Origin of the sequence: Streptomyces sp. ATCC 21386 (genome assembly GCF_018728545.1) — a bacterium.
Lineage (GTDB): Bacteria > Actinomycetota > Actinomycetes > Streptomycetales > Streptomycetaceae > Streptomyces.
On the sequence record NZ_JAAVVL010000001.1, the window covers coordinates 6,992,571 to 7,011,794 of the forward strand.

Annotated in this window: 16 protein-coding genes; 7 read left to right on the top strand and 9 right to left on the bottom strand. The window is 70.3% G+C overall.

Translation table 11 applies throughout. The annotated features are described in order from the left end of the window. Window positions 1–29 precede the first annotated feature (29 nt). Entirely contained in the window at window positions 30–3,092 is a 3,063-nt protein-coding gene (uvrA, locus tag GWK25_RS30055) for an excinuclease ABC subunit UvrA (RefSeq protein WP_215454523.1), read from the bottom strand. 225 nt (window positions 3,093–3,317) lie between these two features. Between uvrA and GWK25_RS30060 the strand changes: the two genes are divergently transcribed. Then, window positions 3,318–4,046, top strand: coding sequence for a maleylpyruvate isomerase family mycothiol-dependent enzyme (locus tag GWK25_RS30060; RefSeq protein WP_215454524.1), 729 nt, complete (start codon window positions 3,318–3,320; stop codon window positions 4,044–4,046). 9 nt (window positions 4,047–4,055) lie between these two features. Continuing rightward, window positions 4,056–4,709: an MBL fold metallo-hydrolase gene (locus GWK25_RS30065; RefSeq protein ID WP_215454525.1), complete on the top strand. Its 654-nt coding sequence runs from the start codon at window positions 4,056–4,058 to the stop codon at window positions 4,707–4,709. An 85-nt stretch (window positions 4,710–4,794) separates the two neighbouring features. Here the strand turns inward: GWK25_RS30065 and GWK25_RS30070 are convergent, their stop codons facing one another. Then, complete coding sequence (locus GWK25_RS30070) at window positions 4,795–5,040, bottom strand: hypothetical protein (protein WP_215454526.1); 246 nt, start codon at window positions 5,038–5,040, stop codon at window positions 4,795–4,797. After that, window positions 5,037–5,456: a DMT family transporter gene (locus tag GWK25_RS30075; RefSeq protein WP_251829098.1), complete on the bottom strand. Its 420-nt coding sequence runs from the start codon at window positions 5,454–5,456 to the stop codon at window positions 5,037–5,039. The genes GWK25_RS30070 and GWK25_RS30075 overlap by 4 nt, the downstream gene beginning before the upstream one ends. 375 nt (window positions 5,457–5,831) lie before the next feature. On the opposite strand from GWK25_RS30075, the gene GWK25_RS30080 reads away from it, so the two are divergent. Genes GWK25_RS30080 through GWK25_RS30090 form a run of 3 tightly spaced genes read left to right on the top strand, consistent with a single transcriptional unit; the run spans window position 5,832 to window position 8,451 of the window. Then, window positions 5,832–6,731: an ABC transporter substrate-binding protein gene (locus tag GWK25_RS30080; RefSeq protein WP_215454527.1), complete on the top strand. Its 900-nt coding sequence runs from the start codon at window positions 5,832–5,834 to the stop codon at window positions 6,729–6,731. Then, on the top strand, window positions 6,728–7,645 hold the full coding sequence (locus GWK25_RS30085; RefSeq protein ID WP_215454528.1) for an amino acid ABC transporter permease: 918 nt from the start codon (window positions 6,728–6,730) through the stop codon (window positions 7,643–7,645). Before GWK25_RS30080 ends, GWK25_RS30085 begins: the two co-directional genes overlap by 4 nt. Next, on the top strand, window positions 7,642–8,451 hold the full coding sequence (locus tag GWK25_RS30090) for an amino acid ABC transporter ATP-binding protein (protein WP_374200647.1): 810 nt from the start codon (window positions 7,642–7,644) through the stop codon (window positions 8,449–8,451). Before GWK25_RS30085 ends, GWK25_RS30090 begins: the two co-directional genes overlap by 4 nt. Before the next feature lie 51 nt (window positions 8,452–8,502). Here the strand turns inward: GWK25_RS30090 and aroQ are convergent, their stop codons facing one another. Next, window positions 8,503–8,976, bottom strand: coding sequence for a type II 3-dehydroquinate dehydratase (gene aroQ, locus GWK25_RS30095; RefSeq protein WP_215454529.1), 474 nt, complete (start codon window positions 8,974–8,976; stop codon window positions 8,503–8,505). Window positions 8,977–9,077: 101 nt separating this feature from the next. On the opposite strand from aroQ, the gene GWK25_RS30100 reads away from it, so the two are divergent. Both GWK25_RS30100 and GWK25_RS30105 read left to right on the top strand, forming a co-directional pair. After that, complete coding sequence (locus GWK25_RS30100; RefSeq protein WP_215454530.1) at window positions 9,078–10,124, top strand: S66 peptidase family protein; 1,047 nt, start codon at window positions 9,078–9,080, stop codon at window positions 10,122–10,124. A 124-nt stretch (window positions 10,125–10,248) separates the two neighbouring features. Next, on the top strand, window positions 10,249–11,526 hold the full coding sequence (locus GWK25_RS30105; RefSeq protein ID WP_215454531.1) for an MFS transporter: 1,278 nt from the start codon (window positions 10,249–10,251) through the stop codon (window positions 11,524–11,526). Between the two features lie 180 nt (window positions 11,527–11,706). Here GWK25_RS30105 and GWK25_RS30110 read toward each other — a convergent pair whose 3' ends face one another. From GWK25_RS30110 to uvrB, 5 genes are all read right to left on the bottom strand, one after another. Next, window positions 11,707–12,807: a calcium:proton antiporter gene (locus GWK25_RS30110; protein WP_215454532.1), complete on the bottom strand. Its 1,101-nt coding sequence runs from the start codon at window positions 12,805–12,807 to the stop codon at window positions 11,707–11,709. A gap of 107 nt (window positions 12,808–12,914) precedes the next feature. Beyond that, a complete protein-coding gene (locus GWK25_RS30115) occupies window positions 12,915–13,916 on the bottom strand; it encodes a TerC/Alx family metal homeostasis membrane protein (protein WP_215454533.1) in 1,002 nt (333 codons plus the stop codon). A 289-nt stretch (window positions 13,917–14,205) separates the two neighbouring features. Further along, the gene (locus tag GWK25_RS30120; RefSeq protein WP_215454534.1) at window positions 14,206–16,266 is read right to left on the bottom strand and encodes a TerD family protein; all 2,061 of its coding nucleotides are present in this window, start codon (window positions 16,264–16,266) and stop codon (window positions 14,206–14,208) included. A 46-nt stretch (window positions 16,267–16,312) separates the two neighbouring features. Further along, window positions 16,313–16,891: a TerD family protein gene (locus GWK25_RS30125; RefSeq protein ID WP_184895455.1), complete on the bottom strand. Its 579-nt coding sequence runs from the start codon at window positions 16,889–16,891 to the stop codon at window positions 16,313–16,315. Between the two features lie 170 nt (window positions 16,892–17,061). Further along, on the bottom strand, window positions 17,062–19,197 hold the full coding sequence (gene uvrB / locus GWK25_RS30130; RefSeq protein WP_215454535.1) for an excinuclease ABC subunit UvrB: 2,136 nt from the start codon (window positions 19,195–19,197) through the stop codon (window positions 17,062–17,064). Window positions 19,198–19,224: the final 27 nt, after the last annotated feature.

The window sequence follows — 19,224 nt, forward strand, 5'->3', positions numbered from 1 at the left end:
CGACGACTGCCGTCGCCCGGCCGTCTCGGTCAGGCCTTGCGCGCCCGCGTGGCCTTCTTGGCGGGAGCGGCCTTCTTGGCGGCGGCCGCGGCAGCCTTCTTGGCGGGAACGGCGGCCTTCTTGGCGGCCGAGGTCCCGGCGGCCGTGGTCGTCCGGGCTGTCGCCGTCCTCCGCGTCGTCGAGCCGGCGGCGACGGCCTTCTTCGCCGTGGCCTTGCGCGGGGCCTTCACCGGGGCCGCGTCGCTGATCCGGTCGGCGCCGAGGATCTCCCGCAGGAACTTGCCCGTGTGGCTGGCCGGAACCCCGGCGACCTGCTCGGGCGTGCCCTCCGCGATGACGAGGCCGCCGCCGGCGCCGCCCTCGGGCCCCATGTCCACGACCCAGTCGGCGGTCTTGATGACGTCGAGGTTGTGCTCGATGACGATGACCGTGTTGCCCTTGTCGACCAGGCCGGACAGCACCTTGAGGAGCTTGCTGATGTCCTCGAAGTGCAGACCGGTGGTCGGCTCGTCCAGGACGTAGACCGTGCGACCGGTGGAGCGCTTCTGGAGCTCGCTGGCGAGCTTCACGCGCTGCGCCTCACCGCCGGACAGGGTGGTGGCGGCCTGGCCGAGGCGGACGTAGCCGAGGCCGACGTCCTTGAGCGTCCTGAGGTGGCGGGCGATCGCGGGGACGGCCTCGAAGAAGTCGGTCGCCTCCTCGATCGGCATGTTCAGCACATCGGCGATGGACTTGCCCTTGTAGTGGACCTCCAGCGTCTCCCGGTTGTACCGGGCGCCGTGGCAGACCTCGCACGGGACGTAGACGTCCGGGAGGAAGTTCATCTCGATCTTGATGGTGCCGTCGCCCGCGCAGTTCTCGCAGCGGCCGCCCTTGACGTTGAAGGAGAAGCGCCCGGGCAGATAACCGCGGACCTTCGCCTCGGTGGTCTCGGCGAACAGCTTGCGGACGTGGTCGAAGACGCCGGTGTACGTGGCCGGGTTGGACCGCGGCGTACGGCCGATCGGCGACTGGTCGACGTGCACGACCTTGTCGACGAGGTCGTCGCCGTCCACGCGGGTGTGGCGGCCGGGGACGCTGCGGGCGCCGTTCAGCTCGCGGGCCAGGTGCGTGTACAGGATGTCGTTGACCAGCGTGGACTTGCCGGAGCCGGACACGCCGGTGACGGCGGTGAAGACACCCAGCGGGAAGGACACGTCGATGTCCTGGAGGTTGTTCTCCCGGGCCCCGTGCACCGTGAGCTGCCGGGCCGGGTCGAGCGGGCGGCGGATGTCGGGCAGCGGGATGGCCTTGCGGCCCGACAGGTACTGCCCGGTCTGCGACTCGGCATTGCCCAGCAGCTCCTTCAGGGAGCCGCTGTGCACGACCTTGCCGCCGTGCTCACCCGCGCCGGGGCCGATGTCGACGATCCAGTCGGCCGTCTTGATGGTGTCCTCGTCGTGCTCGACGACGATGAGCGTGTTGCCCATGTCGCGCAGCCGGACCAGGGTCTCGATGAGCCGGTGGTTGTCCCGCTGGTGCAGACCGATGGAGGGCTCGTCGAGGACGTAGAGCACGCCGACGAGGCCGGAGCCGATCTGCGTGGCCAGGCGGATGCGCTGCGCCTCGCCGCCGGAGAGCGTGCCGGCCGCGCGGTTCAGCGACAGGTAGTCCAGGCCGACGTCGACCAGGAAGCGCAGCCGCTCGTTGACCTCCTTCAGCACCCGCTCGGCGATCTTCTTGTCGCGGGCGGTGAGCTTCAGCTCGCCCAAAAAGTCCGCGCAGTCGCTGATCGACATGGCGGAGACCTCGGCGATCGACTTCTCCATGATCGTGACCGCGAGGACGATCGGCTTCAGGCGGGTGCCCTCACAGGTGGGGCAGGGCACCTCGCGCATATAGCCCTCGAAGCGCTCACGGCTCGCGTCGCTCTCGGCCTCGCTGTGCCGGCGCTTCACGAAGGGGACGGCGCCCTCGAAGGCCGTGGTGTACACGCGCTCGCGGCCGTACCGGTTGCGGTAGCGGACCTCGATCTGGGTCTTGTGGCCTTGCAGCAGTGCCTTCTTCGCGCGCTGCGGGAGCCCGGCGAAGGGGATGTCGGTCCGGAACCCCAGGGCGTCCGCGAGGGCTCCGACGAGGCGGCCGAAGTAGTCCTTGGTGTGGCCGTGCGACCAGGGGTGGATGGCACCCTCGTCGAGCGACTTGTCCTCGTCCGGGACGATCAGCTCGGGGTCGACCTCCATGCGCGTGCCGATGCCGGAGCAGTCGGGGCAGGCGCCGAAGGGCGAGTTGAAGGAGAAGGAGCGGGGCTCCAGCTCCTCGAAGGACAGGTCGTCGTACGGGCAGTACAGGTGCTCCGAGAACATCCGCTCGCGCTCGGGGTCGTCCTCCGGGAGGTCGACGAAGTCGAGCACGACCATGCCGCCGGAGAGGCCGAGGGCGGTCTCCACGGAGTCGGTGAGGCGCCGCTTCGCGGTTTCCTTCACCGTGAGGCGGTCGACGACCACCTCGATGGTGTGCTTCTCCTGCTTCTTCAGCGTGGGCGGGTTGGCGAGCTGGACGGTCTCGCCGTCCACCCGGGCCCGGCTGTACCCCTTGGTCTGGAGGTCCGCGAAGAGGTCGACGAACTCGCCCTTGCGCTCCCGCACGAGCGGGGACAGCACCTGGAAGCGGCTGCCCTCCGGCAGCTCCAGCACCCGGTCGACGATCGCCTGGGGCGACTGGCGGGAGATGGGCCTTCTGCACTGTGGACAGTGCGGCTTGCCGATGCGCGCGAAGAGCAGACGCAGGTAGTCGTAGACCTCGGTGATGGTGCCGACCGTCGAGCGCGGGTTGCGCGAGGTCGACTTCTGGTCGATGGAGACCGCCGGGGACAGACCCTCGATGAAGTCGACGTCCGGCTTGTCCATCTGCCCGAGGAACTGCCGGGCGTAGGAGGAGAGCGACTCGACGTACCGGCGCTGCCCCTCGGCGAAGATCGTGTCGAAGGCCAGCGAGGACTTGCCCGACCCCGACAGGCCCGTGAAGACGATGAGCGAGTCGCGTGGCAGGTCGAGCGAGACGTTCTTCAGGTTGTGCTCGCGCGCGCCACGGACGATGAGACGGTCGGCCACGCCGGTCCGCACCTTTCTTGAGTGAAGTGACAGGGGCCAAAGCCCCCGTCCTCCACAGACTAGGGGGAGCCACTGACAGCGCCGGTCCTGTTTCCCCGTTCCACAACAATCCCGGGCCTTCCAGCATGCCCGACGCCGCCTCCGACCATATAGCACGTGCATTCGATTTACGGCCCTGGTTCGCCTTCTTCACCCGAAGGTGTGGCCGGGGCTAGGGTCGGCGGCATGATGGATCACGCGCGTGACCTGGCCTCTGTGTGTGACGCTACGGACCGGCTACTCAGCGCGGTCGCCGACCTGGACGACGCGGCTGTGACCGAGCCGTCACGACTGCCCGGCTGGACCCGCGGTCATGTCCTCGCCCACCTCGCCCGCAACGCGGACGCCCTGGTGAACGTCTTCGAAGGGCGGCCCATGTACGTCTCCGGCGAGGCCCGGGACGCCGACATCGAGCGGGACGCGCCGCGCCCCCTGAAGACCCACCTCGCCGACGTACGCGACAGCGCGCACCGCTTCCAGGACGCGGCCTCGCTCTCCCAGGACTGGTCCCGCACGGTCGAGCTGCGGAACGGGGTCCTCGACACCGCGGCCTGGCTGCCCTGGCGGCGCTGGATCGAGGTGGAGCTGCATCACGTGGATCTGGGGATCGGGTACGAGCTGGAGGACCTGCCGACGGAGTTCGCCCAGCGCGAGATCAACTTCCTCGCCCACCGGTTCTCGAAGCACCCCGACGTCCCCGCCCTGACGATCAAGCAGGACGACGGGCGTCTGCTCCTCACCGGAGCCGTCGAGGGCGTCACGGCCGAACAGCTCGACAGCGGCCACCGGCCACCGCTGCCGGATCTCACGATCACCGGCACCCGGGCCGACCTCCTCGGCTGGCTGTCCGGCCGTCGCGACGGCACCGGCCTGCGCGTCGCAGGAGGCGCGCTCCCCTCGCTGCCCCCGCTATAGGCTGCCCCCATGACGTACAGCGGAGCGGTGAAGGTCGGCGGTCCTGCGGATGTGCACGAGCTGCCCGGCCTGATGATCTCCAAGGTCGCGGTGGGCCCGATGGACAATAACGCGTATCTGCTGCGCTGCCGGGCCACCGACGAGCAGCTGCTGATCGACGCCGCGAACGACGCCGGCACCCTGCTCACCCTCATCGGTGACGACGGGATCGCGTCCGTCGTCACCACGCACCGGCACGGCGACCACTGGCAGGCACTCGCCGAGGTCGTGGCGGCCACCGGCGCGCGTACGTACGCCGGCCGGGAGGACGCGGAAGGCATCCCGGTGCCGACGGACGTACCGGTCGACGACGGCGACACGATCCGGGTGGGGCGCGTGGAGCTCACGGCGCGCCACCTGGTGGGACACACGCCGGGTTCGATCGCCCTGGTCTACGACGACCCGCACGGACATCCGCACGTGTTCACCGGGGACTGCCTCTTCCCGGGTGGTCCTGGTCGGACGACCCGGCCGGAGGAGTTCAACTCCCTGATGGACGGCCTGGAGACCAAGCTCTTCGACGTCCTGCCCGACGAGACGTGGATCTACCCCGGCCACGGCAACGACACCACCATCGGCACGGAACGGCCCCACCTCGCGGAGTGGCGCGCACGAGGCTGGTGACCGCCGGAGTCCTCCTCGTCTCGCCGTGACGGACGGCCCCCCGCTCGGTCGGTAGACCGGGCGGGGGGCCATCCGCGTCTCCGGCTCACAGATCCTCGGTGTCCCGCACGTCGATCTCCCACTCCAGGTCGGGAATCACACCGAGCTGCTTCTTCACCGCCTCACGGGCATCACCGGTCAGCGAGACCGATACCCCGGCGGGGACGTCGGGAGCGTCCGAGCGATTGACAGCGGCCACGATCGCATCCGGATCCACATCCTCCAGCGCCTGGAGAACGTCGTCGACACGGTCGTTCCGCACAGTCGTCGAGACGTAGGTACGGATAGTCATGGTTGTCTCCCTGGTGGTAAGCCCGCTCTTCCGGCCCGCCGCCCGCCGTCCTCGTCGGGCGGGTACGACCACCGGGCGGAAGGAAGCCATGCCGCCAGCCTCACCCCGGCAGAGGCAGAGCGCATCCGCACGGACGCCGCGCGCTGATCATGGTCAGCACCAGGCGTCCTCCGGGAAGCCGCTCGACCGGCCCCCTCGTCGGCGGCGAGGAACAGCACGGCGAACAGCAGAAGAGTCGTGCCGGTGAGGATGATCGCGTTCAGCCGCTCGCCGAAGACCAGGACACCGATGACCGCCGCGGTGAGCGGTTCCACCAGGGCGACGACGGAGGCCGTGGTCGCCCGTACTGCGCCGAGGCCGACGAAGAACATCGTGTACGCCACCACGCTACCGGGCAGGGGCAGGCGTCCCGGCAAGAGACGGGATCTGTCCACCGCTCGTGGCCAGGTCTCCTCGGGCCGGTGAACTCTCCGGTGCCGCAACGCAGTTGGTGAGACGGACGACAGGGGGGCGCGGCCGCTCCCGCACGCGCCCCGTGTGAATCGAACGCACACGCCGGTGGCCCGCGCGCGCTCCCGGCGTACGCCGTGGCGTAGTCCACTGGAAACAGGTCCGCACGGGATGACGGCTCCCGCGCGGATGGGCCGCCGGCCTCACCAACCCCGCCCTCGGCCGGCGGCCCCGCCCTTGAGGTCGCACGTGTTCACAGAACCGCAACACCCGTTCCCAGAATGCGGACAGAACCGTGGGTGACCTCGACAGACGGGATGTCTCGCTGTCAATCTCACGCCATGCGTCCTGTCCAGCGAACCGCGCGATCCCCGCGTCGTGCCACCTCCGCCGCCATAGCCGCCCTGCTCGCCGTCGTCGCGGTGGGCTGCGCCCCGCAGCCGGAGGAGGACGCCACCGGCTCGGCCTCCTCCTCGGCGTCCGGAGCGTCCTGCCCCAAGGGCGACTTGAGCACGAAGACCTCCGGCAAGCTGACGATCGCCACCGACCAACCGGCGTACGAACCCTGGTTCAAGGACGACGACCCGAAGAACGGCGAGGGCTTCGAGTCGGCGGTCGCGTACGCCGTGGCGCAGCAGCTCGGCTACGACAAGGCCGATGTCGTCTGGCAGAGCGTGCCCTTCAACAAGGCCTTCGCTCCGGGGGCGAAGGCCTTCGACTTCGACATCAACCAGGTCTCGATCAGCGACGAGCGCAAGAAGGCCGTCGACTTCTCGTCCGGCTACTACGACGTGCGCCAGGCCGTCGTCGCGCTCAAGGACTCAGCCGCCTCGAAGGCGACGAGCATCGCGGACCTCAGGAAGTTGCATCTGGGCGCCCAGGTCGGCACCACCAGCCTGAACTACATCGAGGACGTGGTGAAGCCCGCCCGTCAGGCCGCCGCGTACGCGAAGAACGACCAGGCCAAGTCCGCGCTGAAGAACGGCCAGATCGACGCGATCGTGGTCGATCTGCCGACCGCGTTCTACATCACCTCGGCCGAGGTGACGGACGCGAGGATCGTCGGCCAGTTCGAGAACCGGGGCGGTACGCCCGAGCAGTTCGGACTCGTCCTCGACAAGGGCAGCGCCCTCACCTCCTGCGTGACGAGCGCCGTGGACGCCCTGCGCGAGGACGGCACGCTGGCGAAGATCGAGCAGGAGTGGCTCTCCGACGCCGTCGACGCCCCGGTCCTCAAGTGACCGTGGTGAAGCAGGAACCCGGCCCCGAGGACGCGGACGAGCACGGTGACCCGGCCGGCGCGGACGACGGCTATGTCCCCTCGCGCCGGCGGCTGGACCGGGAGCGCTACAAGCGCGACCGGGCCCGCAGGGCCACCGCCGTCGCCGCCCTGTCGACCCTGGTCACGGCCGTCGTCCTCTACCTGGTCGTCGTGAGCGCCCCCGGCTGGCCCCGGACCAAGGAGACGTTCTTCAGCGCGGAGTACGCGCGCGAGGCGCTCCCCCGGGTCCTCGAAGGGCTCTGGCTCAACGTCCGGCTGCTGCTGGTCTGCGGCGTCGCCGTGCTCGTCCTCGGCATGCTCATCGCCGTCGCGCGGACCCTGCGGGGCCCGGTGTTCTTCCCGCTGCGGGTGCTGGCGGCCGCGTACACCGACTTCTTCCGCGGGCTGCCGCTGATCATCAACCTGATGATCGTGGTCCTGGGCGTCCCGGCGCTCCGGCTCCAGGGAGTGACGGTCGACCCGGTGCTGCTCGGCGGCACCGCGCTGACGCTCACGTACTCGGCGTACGTCGCCGAGGTGTTCCGCGCCGGCATCGAGTCCGTGCACCCCTCCCAGCGCGCGGCGGCCCGCTCGCTGGGCCTGACCAACCGGCAGGCGCTGCGGCACGTCGTGCTCCCCCAGGCGGTTCGCCGTCAGGTGCCGCCCCTGCTCAACGACCTGGTGTCGTTGCAGAAGGACACCGGCCTGGTCTCGATCGGCGGTGCGATCGACGCCGTGCGCGCCGCCGACATCATCGTGGGCCGCAGCCTCAACTACACGCCCTACATCGTCGCGGGACTGGTCTTCGTCGCCCTGACCATCCCGATGACCCGCTTCACCGACTGGGTCACGGCCCGCATGGACCGGCAGCGGGCGCAGGGAGGGACGACATGAGCGACAGCCGAGAGGCCCTGGAGCCGGTGGGACCGGTGGAGTCCGCGCGTGGCTCCGCAGGCGCCCCCGTGCTGCGGATGGAGTCCGTGCGCAAGACCTTCGGCGGCTCGGTCGTGCTGCGGGACGTCGATCTGGAGGTCGCCCCGCACACCGTGACCGCGCTGATCGGCGCCTCCGGGTCCGGCAAGTCGACGCTGCTGCGGTGCGCCAACCTCCTGGAGGACATCGACGACGGGGCGATCTGGCTGGACGGCGAGGAGATCACCGACCCGCGCGTCGACCAGGACGCGGTGCGGCGGCGGATCGGCGTGGTCTTCCAGTCGTACAACCTGTTCCCGCACATGACGGTGCTGGACAACATCACCCTCGCTCCGCGCCGGGTGCACGGTGTCCCCCGCGCGGAGGCCGAGGAACGGGCGCGGGCCCTCCTGGAGCGACTGGGGCTGGGAGGGAAGGCGGGCGCGTATCCCGACCGGCTCAGCGGCGGTCAGCAGCAGCGCGTGGCGATCGTGCGCGCCCTGGCCGTACGCCCCCGGTTGCTGCTCCTCGACGAGATCACCGCGGCCCTGGACCCGGAGCTGGTCGGCGAGGTCCTGAACGTCGTCCGTGATCTGAAGGCCGACGGGATGACGATGGTGCTGGCCACGCACGAGATGGGCTTCGCCCGTGACGTCGCCGACCAGGTCTGCTTCCTGGACGGCGGCGTCGTGCTCGAACGCGGCACCGCGGACCAGGTCTTCGGCGACCCGCAGCAGGAACGTACGCGGCGGTTCCTGCGCCGGATCGTCGAGGCGGGCCGTCTGTAAGGGGCGCCCGCCAGGAGACCGGGCATTACCCGCATGTCTCGGGCGGCGGGCTCAGGCGTCCGCCCGGCCCGCCTTGGCGAGCGCGGCGACCCGCTCCACGCCGAACACATAGCCCTGTACCCCGCACCCGGCGATCACCCCGTCGGCGCGCAGGGAGACGTACGAGTGGTGCCGGAACGTCTCGCGCTGGTGGATGTTGGAGATGTGCACCTCCAGCACCGGCAGCCCGTCGCAGGTGTTGAGCGCGTCCAGGATCGCCACGGAGGTGTGCGAGTAGGCGCCCGGGTTGATGACGATCCCGCTGTGGTGGAGCCGGGCCTCGTGGATCCAGTCGACCAGTTCGCCCTCGTGGTTGGACTGCCGGAAGTCCACCGTGCCGCCGTGCGCGGCCGCCGCCTTGGCGCACATCGCCTCGACGTCGGCGAGGGTGTCCGAGCCGTAGATCTCGGGCTGGCGCTGCCCCAGAAGGTTCAGATTGGGGCCGTTGAGAATCATGATCGGGGCGTGGGCCAGACTGCGGGGCACGGTTCCTCCGGTCCGTTCGGGGTGGGCGGCCCGTCGGGGCCGCCGCTCGCCCCCGGTTTATCACGGTGAAACCGTGCGGCAGGAGGCCGTACCCTCCCCGCATGACCACGCCCTCGTACCCTCCCAAGCCCTCCCCCGGCGACCGGGTCGCCGTCGTCTCGCCCGGCGCCGGCCTGCCCGAGCTGTTCCCACGCCCCTTCGAACTGGGCCTGGAGCGGCTGCGCGAGGAGTACGGTCTCGTGCCGGTCGAGTATCCGACGACACGGAAGATGGGCACGACGCCGAAGGAGCGGGCGGACGACCTGCACGCGGCCTTCGCCGACCCGGACGTCAAGGCGGTGCTGACGTCGATCGGAGGCGACGACCAGATCACCGTGCTGCCCTTCCTCGACCGGGAGTTGCTGCGGGCCAACCCCAAGCCGTTCTTCGGACTGAGTGACAACACCAACCTGCTGGCGTACCTGTGCAACACCGGGATCGTCGGCTACCACGGCGGCACCGTGATGACCGCGCTGGGCAGGCCGGGCGCCATGGATCCGCTGACCGCCGACTCCCTGCGCGCCGCCCTGTTCACTTCGGGACCCTACGACCTGCGGCCCGCCGAGCGTTTCAACGACATCGACCGCGACTGGGCCGACCCGGCGACCTTCGAGGCGGAGCCACCCTCCGTACCGGGCGCCGGATGGAGCTGGGTGAACGCCGACCGCGTGGTGGAGGGCCGCAGTTGGGGCGGCTGTCTGGAGATCCTCGGCTGGCTGCTGATGGCCGACCGCGAAGTGCCGCGCGATCTGTCGGTGTACGACGGCGGGGTGCTCTTCCTGGAGACCTCGGAGGAACTGCCCAGCGGCGAGGAGGTCTTCCGCACCCTGCGCAACATGGGGGAACGCGGCCTGCTGCGGCGCTTCTCCGCCCTGCTGATGGGCCGCCCCAAGACCTGGTCCTTCGACCGGCCCAACAGCCCGGCGGAGGCGGCCGGTTACGCGGCCGGGCAGCGGGAGGCCGTCCTGCGCGCCATGGGGACGTACGCCCCCGACGCCACGATCGTCTTCGACGTGGACCTCGGGCACACCGATCCTCAGGTCGTCGTGCCGTACGGGGGCGTGATCCGGGTGGACGGGCCCGCCCGGCGCATCACGGTGACCTACTGAGCTCCGTTTGACGCCTCCTGAACCACCTCGGCCTCGCACGGGCCTCCGCACGCCCCCGTAACCGCCCGTCACCGTGGGTAGTTGACGCGGCATGCAATCTGCACGCACCGTGAAACCGCCCTCCATGCTGCGCCTGGCGTCCGCCTCGCTCGCCGGGACGGCCATCGAGTTCTACGACTTCTTCATCTACGGCACGGCGGCGGCCCTCGTCCTCGGGCCGCTGTTCTTCCCGACGTTCTCGCCCCTGGCCGGGACCCTCGCGGCCTTCGCGACCTTCGGGGTCGGGTTCGTGGCGCGTCCGCTGGGCTCGGTGCTGTTCGGGCACATCGGGGACCGGCACGGGCGGCGGCCGGTCCTCGTCGCCTCGCTGCTGCTGACCGGGGGCGCGACCGTGGCCGTCGGCTGCGTCCCCACGTTCGACTCGATCGGTGTCACCGCCCCCTTCCTCCTGCTCGTGCTGCGTTTCCTGCAAGGCCTCGGGCTCGGCGGGGAGTGGGGCGGGGCGGTGCTGCTGACGGCGGAGCACGCGCCGCCCGACCGGCGCGGGCTGTGGTCGAGCTTTCCGCAGGTCGGACCGGCGGTGGGATTCCTGCTGGCCAACGGGGTCATGCTGGCGCTGTCGGCGAGCCTGACGGAAGCCCAGTTCGCCGCGTGGGGATGGCGGGTGCCGTTCTGGGCGGCGGGTGTGCTCGCCATCGCGGGCCTGTGGCTGCGCTCGTCGCTCACGGAGAGCCCGCGGTTCTTGGAGATCACCGAACCCGCGCGTGTGCCGCTCGCCGAGGTGGTGCGCGGGCACTGGCGCCTGGTCCTGCTGACGGCCGGCGCGCTCGCGATCGGGTACGCGGTGTTCTACTCGGTGACAACCTGGTCCCTCGCGTACGGCACGGAGCGGCTCGGGGTGAGCCGCACGGTCATGCTGACCTGCATCATGGGCGCCGTGGTGGTGAAGGGCGCCCTGACACCGGTGGTGGCGGTCCTCGGCGACCGGTACGGGCGGCGCCCGATGTGCCTGATCGGCTGTGGCGTCACCGTGCTGTGGATGTTCCCCATGGTCGCGCTCCTGGCGACGGGCGAACCCCTGCTGATCTTCTTCGGATTCCTCGTGGCGATGCTCGCCTTCGTCACCATGTTCGCGGTCATCGCCGCGTACCTGCCCGAGCTGTACGAGCCTCGGGTGCGCTGCACGGGAGCCGCCGTGGGCTACAACCTCGGCGGGGTGCTCGGCGGAGCCCTGACCCCCATCGTGGCCACCGCCGTGGCCCAGGGCGGACGGGTGCCCTGGGGTGTGGGCGCCTATCTCACCGGAATCGCGCTGCTGAGCCTCGGCTGCTTCGCGCTGCTGCCGGAGACCCGGCCGGTGCGCGTGGCGGCGACGACGGAGGCCGAGCCCGCCGCCGGATGAAGGACGGCGCCGCGCGTCGGGGCGGCCGAGCGGGTGCGTAGCGTTGCCGGGTGCGGGTGGGTGGGGCTTCTCGCGCAGTCCCCGCGCCCCTGAGGAGCAGGCGCTGCGCCCCATGCCCTTCATGCCACCGCCCCGTCCTGCTTCGTCCGTCCCTCCCTCGATGCCCCGGGACCGGGGTGTCTACGGGTTCACCGCCAGCTCCAGGTACGCCGCGAACAGCACCAGGTGCACTCCGCCCTGGAGCGGTGTCGCGCGTCCCGGGACCACGGTCAGCGAGGCCACCACCACGGTCAGGGCGAGCAGCACCATGTGGGTGGCGCCGAGGCCGAGGACGAGCGGCCCGGACAGCCAGACCGAGGCGAGGGCGACGGCCGGGATCGTGAGGCCGATGCTGGCCATGGCGGAGCCGAGGGCCAGGTTGAGGCTCGTCTGAACCCGGTCGCGGCGGGCGGCGCGCAGCGCGGCGATCGTCTCCGGCAACAGCACCAGCAGCGCGATGATCACACCGACCACCGCGTGCGGCAGTCCCGCCCCCTCGACGCCGGACTCGATGGTCGGCGAGACGCCCTTGGCGAGGCCGACCACGCCGACGAGTGCCAGGCCGAGCAGTCCGAGGCTGATCCCGGCGGTGCGGGCCGACGGCGCCTCGGCGTGGTCGTCCTGGGTGATCACCTCTCCCATCCTGGTGATCGGCAGGAAGTAGTCCCGGTGACGCACGGTCTGTGTCGCCACGAACAGGCCGTACAGGGCCAGTGAGGACAGGGCCGCGAAGGTGAGCTGGGCCGTGGAGAACTCGGGGCCGGGCTTGCTGGTGGTGAAGGTGGGGAGCACCAGGCTGAGCGTGGCCAGCGTCGCGACCGTGGCGAGGGCTGCGCCGGTTCCCTCGGGGTTGAAGACGGCGAGCCCGTGGCGCAGCGAGGCGACGAGCAGGCAGATGCCGACGATGCCGTTGCAGGTGATCATCACGGCGGCGAAGACGGTGTCGCGGGCGAGGGTCGAGCTCTTGTCCCCGCCGTCGGCCATCAACGTGACGATCAGGGCGACCTCGATGATCGTGACGGCGACGGCGAGGACGAGGGAGCCGAAGGGTTCACCGACCCGGTGTGCGACGACCTCGGCGTGGTGCACGGCGGCCAGGACGGCTCCCGCGAGCACCAGGGTCACCAGGGCGACGGCCGCAGGGGGCAGATCACGTCCCCAGGTGAGTGCGAGCAGGACGACCGCGGCAACCGGGACGACAGCAGTCCATCGCGTCGTGAGCGACCGGAGCCGAGCGAGCATGCGGTGATCCTTTCAGACGTGCAGGGGCCCCGCACTCCGGTGGACGCGTGGAACTGCGTCTCCGTCGTGCGGGGCCCCATCCGTGTGGTGTGCGGTGGCGGTCTCCGTCAGGCCTCGATGCTGTCCTTCTCCGCGCCTTCGGCCTTGTTCTGCTCGGCCTCGGCCTGCGCCTGCTTCTTGGACGCGATCAGACTGGTGATCGTGGTGACGATCAGCACCGCGCAGATCACGCCGAGGGACACCGGGATGGAGATCTCCGGAACGTGTACCCCGGACTCGTGCAGTGCGTGCAGCACCAGCTTCACACCGATGAAGCCGAGGATGACCGACAGACCGTAGGACAGGTGGACCAGCTTCTTCAGCAGACCGCCGATGAGGAAGTACAGCTGCCGCAGGCCCATGAGCGCGAACGCGTTGGCCGTGAACACGATGTACGGGTCCTGGGTCAGGCCGAAGATCGCGGGGATGGAGTCCAGGGCGAAGAGGACGTCGGTGGTTCCGATGGCGAGCATCACGACGAGCATCGGCGTCATGACGCGCTTGCCGTTCTCCTCGATCCAGAGCTTGGTGCCGTGGTACCGGTCGGCGACGCCGAAGCGCTTCTCGGCGGCCTTGAGGAGCTTGTTCTCCTCCCAGTCCTCATCGTCCTCCTCGGCCCTGGCCTCCTGGATGAGCTTCCAGGCGGTGTAGATCAGGAACGCGCCGAAGATGTAGAAGACCCAGGCGAAGCTGGCGAGGATGGCCGCGCCCGCAGCGATGAAGATCGCGCGGAGCACCAGGGCTATCAGCACACCGATCAGCAGCACCCGCTGCTGGTACTGCGAGGGCACCGAGAACTTCGCCATGATCAGGACGAAGACGAAGAGGTTGTCGACGCTCAGCGACTTCTCGGTGATGAAGCCCGCGAAGAACTCTCCGGCCGGCTGACCGCCGCCGAAGACGAGGAGCCCGAGTCCGAAGAGGGCGGCCAGGACGATCCAGACGATCGTCCAGATCCCGGCTTCCTTGATGGACACGTCATGGGGCTTGCGGCCGATGAAGAAGTCGACCGCGATGAGGGCGGCAAGGCCCACCACTGTGAGGACCCATAGGGTCACGGAAACATCCACTGCGCCTCCGGCAGTACGTAACGGCAAATTTCAGCGTCGTCGCTACCGGAGGTCTCTTCCACCCGGTCCTCCAGGGCGTTCCACAACGCCTGGTGCCGCCGGGCCGACGCCCCGGGATCGGATCGATCCGTATTGACGGGTACGCCGCAGCATGTAGGGAGTACTCCCCTCCGCACGAAAAGAGTACCGAATCACCAAGAGAAGGTAAAGGGCGAGGCAAAGAAAGGATCAAATTCGCAGGTCAAAGCGCTTTGCGAGAGCTTGGTGCGGGCTGCGGGGACCGAGGTCCTCAGCGGTTCCAGGAGCGGCGCGCCTCCGCGACCCGGGCGAGCACGTCGTGCATGACCCTGCTGCCGGGCGGCACGGTCGACGGCTCGTACGTCCACGCGTGCCCGACCCACGGGTCGGCCAGGTGGTCGTCGGGGGTGGGAGTGAGTCGCATCAGCGAACGCCACAGCGGATCGAGCAACGGCCCGTAGGCGGCGGCGTCCTGACGGTCGGCGACCATCATCAGGTGCACACCGACGGCGGGGCCCTCGTCCGCGAGGTAGCGGAGCTGGGTGACGGCGCGGTCGTCGAAACCGTGCGGGAAGTCGTTGACGATCAGCAGCTGTTCGGCCGTGTCGAAGCCGGGGGGCAGTGCGTCGGCCGCTCCACCGCGCACCGCCATCTGCACGAGGTCGACGCGCTGGGTGAGCCGCCCGAGCACCTCGGAGACGCCCGCCGCTCCGGCGGCGGGCGGCCCGGCGAGCACACCGGCCCGGGTCAGGGGAGTCAAGGCGGACGAGCCGGCCCCGGCCGCGTCGATGACGTGCACGGCGAACTCGCCCGGCGGGTACACCGCGAGCAGCCGCGCGGCGAGAGCCACCGCGGTGTCGAGCGCGAGGCGGCGCAGCTCGTCGGAGTCGGCGAGCGCGTCTCGGGAGCCGGAGCGGCCGCTGTCGATCCACAGGCCGCGCTCCAGCGGCAGCCGGACCAGCATCGGGATGCGCACGTCCTCGCTCTCCGGCAGATGGAGGTCGCCCAGCCGCAGGGCCATCGGGATCTCCATCGGCACCCGGTAGCCGTGCCAGACCGGGTTGTCCCAGCTCGCGTAGGCCGGGGGCAGGGCCGGCTCGACGACGTCCGCCTCGGCACCGAGCTGGGCCAGGTCCCGGTCGAGGGCGGCCCTGGCCTGGTCGACGAGCTGGGCGTGCTTGGCCCGGGCCGCCTCACGCGCGGCGTCGCCCTGCCCGCTGATGCGGCTGCGCGGGTCGGACAGGACCTTGTCCAGCTCCTGTTCCATCCGCGACTCGGCGAAGTCGACGGCACTGCGGTACGCGGCCGTGGTGCGGGCGAGGTCCTCGAACATGCCCCACACCTGGTTGTAGAGCCGCTCCTCCATGGACCAGCCGGTCGCGTCCCCGGCGACGGGCCGCGCGGGCTGTCCCGGCTCGGCCGGGGGCGCGGTCGGCGCGGGCGGGGGCGGCGCGGTGGTCTGGCGGCCGGGGTGGCTGTAGTTGACGGGGCCGCCGGCCGTGGCCGGGGCGGGCTGGCCGGTGGCCGGGTCCGCCTGCGTGGGGCCACCGTGCTGCGCCGCCGCGTGGTCGGGCAGCGTGCCGTCGTGGGGAGAGCCGTACGGGGGTGTCGTGCCGTACGGGGAGGTGGGCTGGTGGCCCGGGGACGGCGCGGTGGTGCCGGGCACGCCCTGGGGGGTCGCGCCGCCGTGGCTCCCGTCCGGGCCGGTCGCGGGGGCGGTCGTCCGACGGGGTCGTTCCGCGTCCGGCAGCCGGGGCGGAGGGGCGGCCACCGAGCGGGCGAGTCCCTGGGCCACCGCCTCGTTGATGCTGCCGGCCAGTTGCTGGGCCTCGGGCAGGCCCTGGTCGGCGAGCAGCGCCGCGAGGCCGCCCGCGTACCCCTGGCCGACCGCGCGGACCTTCCACGTCCCCTGCCTGCGGTACAGCTCCAGGGCGACGACGGCCGACTCCGGTTCGAGGTCGGTGATGGTGTAGCTGGCGACCTCGGTGCCGTCGAGGCCGGTGACCGCGACGAAGGGGGCGGCCACGGCGCCGAAGCGCGCCGGGCCGCCGGTCCCTGCGGGGAGGGCGAGCAGCACGCTCACCCGGTGCACGGACGGCGCGAGGGCCTCGAGGTCCACGGCGAGGCGGTGGTCGGCCGCCGCCTGCCTGGGGACCTCCAGGCCCGGGAGAGTGGGCGCGCCCGGGTGGGCGACCCATTCGACACCGTGCACCCGGCCGTGCTCGTCGCCGAGGGTGGCCCCGGCCACGATCGGCGTGCCGGTCGAGACGCGGATCTCCAGTCGGACCTCGGGCAGCGGATGGTTCTGCCCCCGGACCAGCTCGGCCGTCATCGACTTCGTCCCCCTGTGTCGCGTGCTCTGTGTATGCGGTGCGTGCCTACAGGACCGGCAGGATCGCCGGCATCAGATCCTGGAAGGTGCGGCCGTTGGCGGGCGAGCCGATGGCGGTCATCTGCCAGCCCGCGCCCGCGCGGTGCACCTTGGCCATGATCTGGGCGGTGTACTGGCCGCCGCCCGCGAGGGTGTAGCGCGCCAGCTCCTGGCCGTTGGTCTCGTCGACCAGTCGGCAGAACGCGTTCTGCACCTCCTGGAAGGTCTGGCCCGTGAAGGAGTTCACGGTGAAGACGATCTGGTCGATGTGGACGGGCACCCTCGCCAGGTCGACGAGGATCGCCTCGTCGTCGCCGCCCTGGCCAACGCCGCCGACCAGGTTGTCGCCGGTGTGACGGACGGAGCCGTCGTCGCTCACCAGGTGACGGAAGAAGACGACGTCGACGGGCTGCTTGTCCGCGAACAGCACGGCGGAGGCGTCGAGGTCGATCTCACGGGTGCGGGATCCGAACAGGCCGCGCCTGGGGGCAGCCTGCCAGCCGAGACCCATGCGCACCGCGGTCAGGCTGCCTCCGTCGTTCTTCTGCAGACTGATGGCCTGACCCTTGGTCATGTTGACGGTCACGCGCTGATTCCCCTCTCGACTGTCCCCTTTTTCCGCGGAGTCCGCGGATGTCCAGCACCTTACGCAGCGGCACTGACATTGCCGCAGCCTGTGTCGCACTTTGTGTCGGTCTTGCAACACAGCGCGCCGTCGCCGGGCCCCGTGCTCTCCCCCGGCGCCGGAAGGGGAAGTCAGGCCAGTCCCGCCTCCCTCATCTGCCGCAGCTCCTTCTTCATCTCGGAGACCTCGTCACGCAGCCGGGCGGCGATCTCGAACTGCAGCTCGGCGGCGGCCGCGCGCATGCGCTCCGTCATGTCCTCGATCTGCTGGGCGAGCTCGGCCGCGGGACGGTCGGTCGGGACGGTCTCCTCGGCCTTGGTCCTGCCCTTGGCGGACTTGGCCGCCTTGCCTCCGAGGGAGGGCACGGGGGCCTTGGCCGCCTTGCCGTCCTTGCCCTGGCGATAGCCCGAGCCGAGCAGCTGCTCGGTGTCGACGTCCTCGCGGGCGATCTGCGCGACGATGTCGTTGATCTTCTTGCGCAGCGGCTGCGGGTCGATGCCGTTGGCCTTGTTGTACGCGACCTGCTTCTCCCGACGCCGGTTGGTCTCGTCGATGGCCTTCGCCATCGCCGGGGTGATCTTGTCGGCGTACATGTGGACCTGCCCCGACACGTTGCGCGCCGCGCGGCCGATGGTCTGGATCAGCGAGGTCCCGGAGCGCAGGAAGCCCTCCTTGTCGGCGTCGAGGATCGCCACCAGGGAGACCTCGGGGAGGTCGAGGCCCTCGCGCAGGAGGTTGATGCCGACCAGGACGTCGTACTCGCCGGCGCGCAGCTCGCGCAGCAGTTCGACGCGGCGCAGGGTGTCGACGTCGCTGTGGAGATAACGGACCTGGATGCCCAGTTCCAGGAAGTAGTCGGTGAGGTCCTCGGCCATCTTCTTGGTGAGGGTGGTGACGAGGACGCGCTCGTCCTTCTCCGTACGCTGCCGGATCTCGTGCACCAGGTCGTCGATCTGCCCCTCGGTGGGCTTGACGACGACCTCGGGGTCGACCAGACCGGTGGGTCGGATGATCTGCTCGACGTGGCCGTCGGAGCGGGACAGCTCGTACTGGCCGGGGGTCGCCGAGAGGTACACCGTCTGGCCGACGCGCTCCTGGAACTCCTCCCACTTCAGGGGGCGGTTGTCCAGGGCGGAGGGCAGGCGGAAGCCATGGTCGACGAGGGTGCGCTTGCGGGAGGCGTCGCCCTCGTACATCGCGCCGATCTGAGGGACGGTCACATGGGACTCGTCGATGACGAGGAGGAAGTCGTCCGGGAAGTAGTCCAGCAGGGTGTTCGGCGGGGAACCGGGTTCGCGGCCGTCGAAGTGCATCGAGTAGTTCTCCACGCCGGAGCAGGAGCCGATCTGGCGGAGCATCTCGATGTCGTAGGTGGTGCGCATCCGCAGGCGCTGGGCCTCCAGGAGCTTGCCCTGCTTCTCCAGCTCCGCCAGGCGCTCCCCCAGTTCCTTCTCGATGTCGTTGACGGCCCGCTCCATGCGCTCGGGGCCGGCGACGTAGTGGGAGGCGGGGAAGACGTACAGCTGCTGGTCGTCGCTGATGATCTCGCCGGTGAGGGGGTGCAGGGTGGAGAGGGCCTCGATCTCGTCGCCGAACATCTCGATGCGGACGGCGAGCTCCTCGTAGACCGGGAAGATCTCGATGGTGTCGCCGCGGACGCGGAAGGTGCCACGGGTGAAGGCCAGGTCGTTGCGGGTGTACTGGATGTCCACGAAGCGGCGCAGCAGCGCGTCCCGGTCGAACTCCTCGCCGACCTTGAGGGGGACCATGCGGTCGACGTACTCCTGCGGTGTACCGAGACCGTAGATGCAGGAGACGGATGCGACCACGACGACGTCGCGGCGGGTGAGCAGCGAATTGGTCGCGGAGTGACGCAGGCGTTCCACCTCCTCGTTGATGGAGGAGTCCTTCTCGATGTAGGTGTCCGACTGCGGGACGTATGCCTCGGGCTGGTAGTAGTCGTAGTACGAGACGAAGTATTCGACCGCGTTGTTCGGCAGCAGTTCGCGGAATTCGTTGGCCAGCTGGGCGGCCAGGGTCTTGTTCGGCGCCATCACCAGGGTCGGGCGCTGAAGCTTCTCGATCATCCACGCGGTGGTGGCGGACTTGCCGGTGCCGGTCGCGCCGAGCAGGACGACGTCCTTCTCACCTGCTCCGATACGCCGAGCCAGGTCGGCGATGGCCGTGGGCTGGTCGCCGCTCGGCTGGTAGGGGCTGACGACCTCGAAGGGCGCCACCGTGCGTTCGATCTTGGAAACGGGCCGCATGCAATCCACCGTACGACCCCGCACTGA

Coding starts and splice junctions, on each gene's coding strand:
- GWK25_RS30060 (WP_215454524.1), top strand. CDS start 3,318: ATGATGGATCACGCGCGTGACCTGGCCTCTGTGTGTGACGCTACGGAC.
- GWK25_RS30065 (WP_215454525.1), top strand. CDS start 4,056: ATGACGTACAGCGGAGCGGTGAAGGTCGGCGGTCCTGCGGATGTGCAC.
- GWK25_RS30070 (WP_215454526.1), bottom strand. CDS start 5,040: ATGACTATCCGTACCTACGTCTCGACGACTGTGCGGAACGACCGTGTC.
- GWK25_RS30080 (WP_215454527.1), top strand. CDS start 5,832: ATGCGTCCTGTCCAGCGAACCGCGCGATCCCCGCGTCGTGCCACCTCC.
- GWK25_RS30090 (WP_374200647.1), top strand. CDS start 7,642: ATGAGCGACAGCCGAGAGGCCCTGGAGCCGGTGGGACCGGTGGAGTCC.
- GWK25_RS30100 (WP_215454530.1), top strand. CDS start 9,078: ATGACCACGCCCTCGTACCCTCCCAAGCCCTCCCCCGGCGACCGGGTC.
- GWK25_RS30105 (WP_215454531.1), top strand. CDS start 10,249: ATGCTGCGCCTGGCGTCCGCCTCGCTCGCCGGGACGGCCATCGAGTTC.
- GWK25_RS30110 (WP_215454532.1), bottom strand. CDS start 12,807: ATGCTCGCTCGGCTCCGGTCGCTCACGACGCGATGGACTGCTGTCGTC.
- GWK25_RS30120 (WP_215454534.1), bottom strand. CDS start 16,266: ATGACGGCCGAGCTGGTCCGGGGGCAGAACCATCCGCTGCCCGAGGTC.
- uvrB (WP_215454535.1), bottom strand. CDS start 19,197: ATGCGGCCCGTTTCCAAGATCGAACGCACGGTGGCGCCCTTCGAGGTC.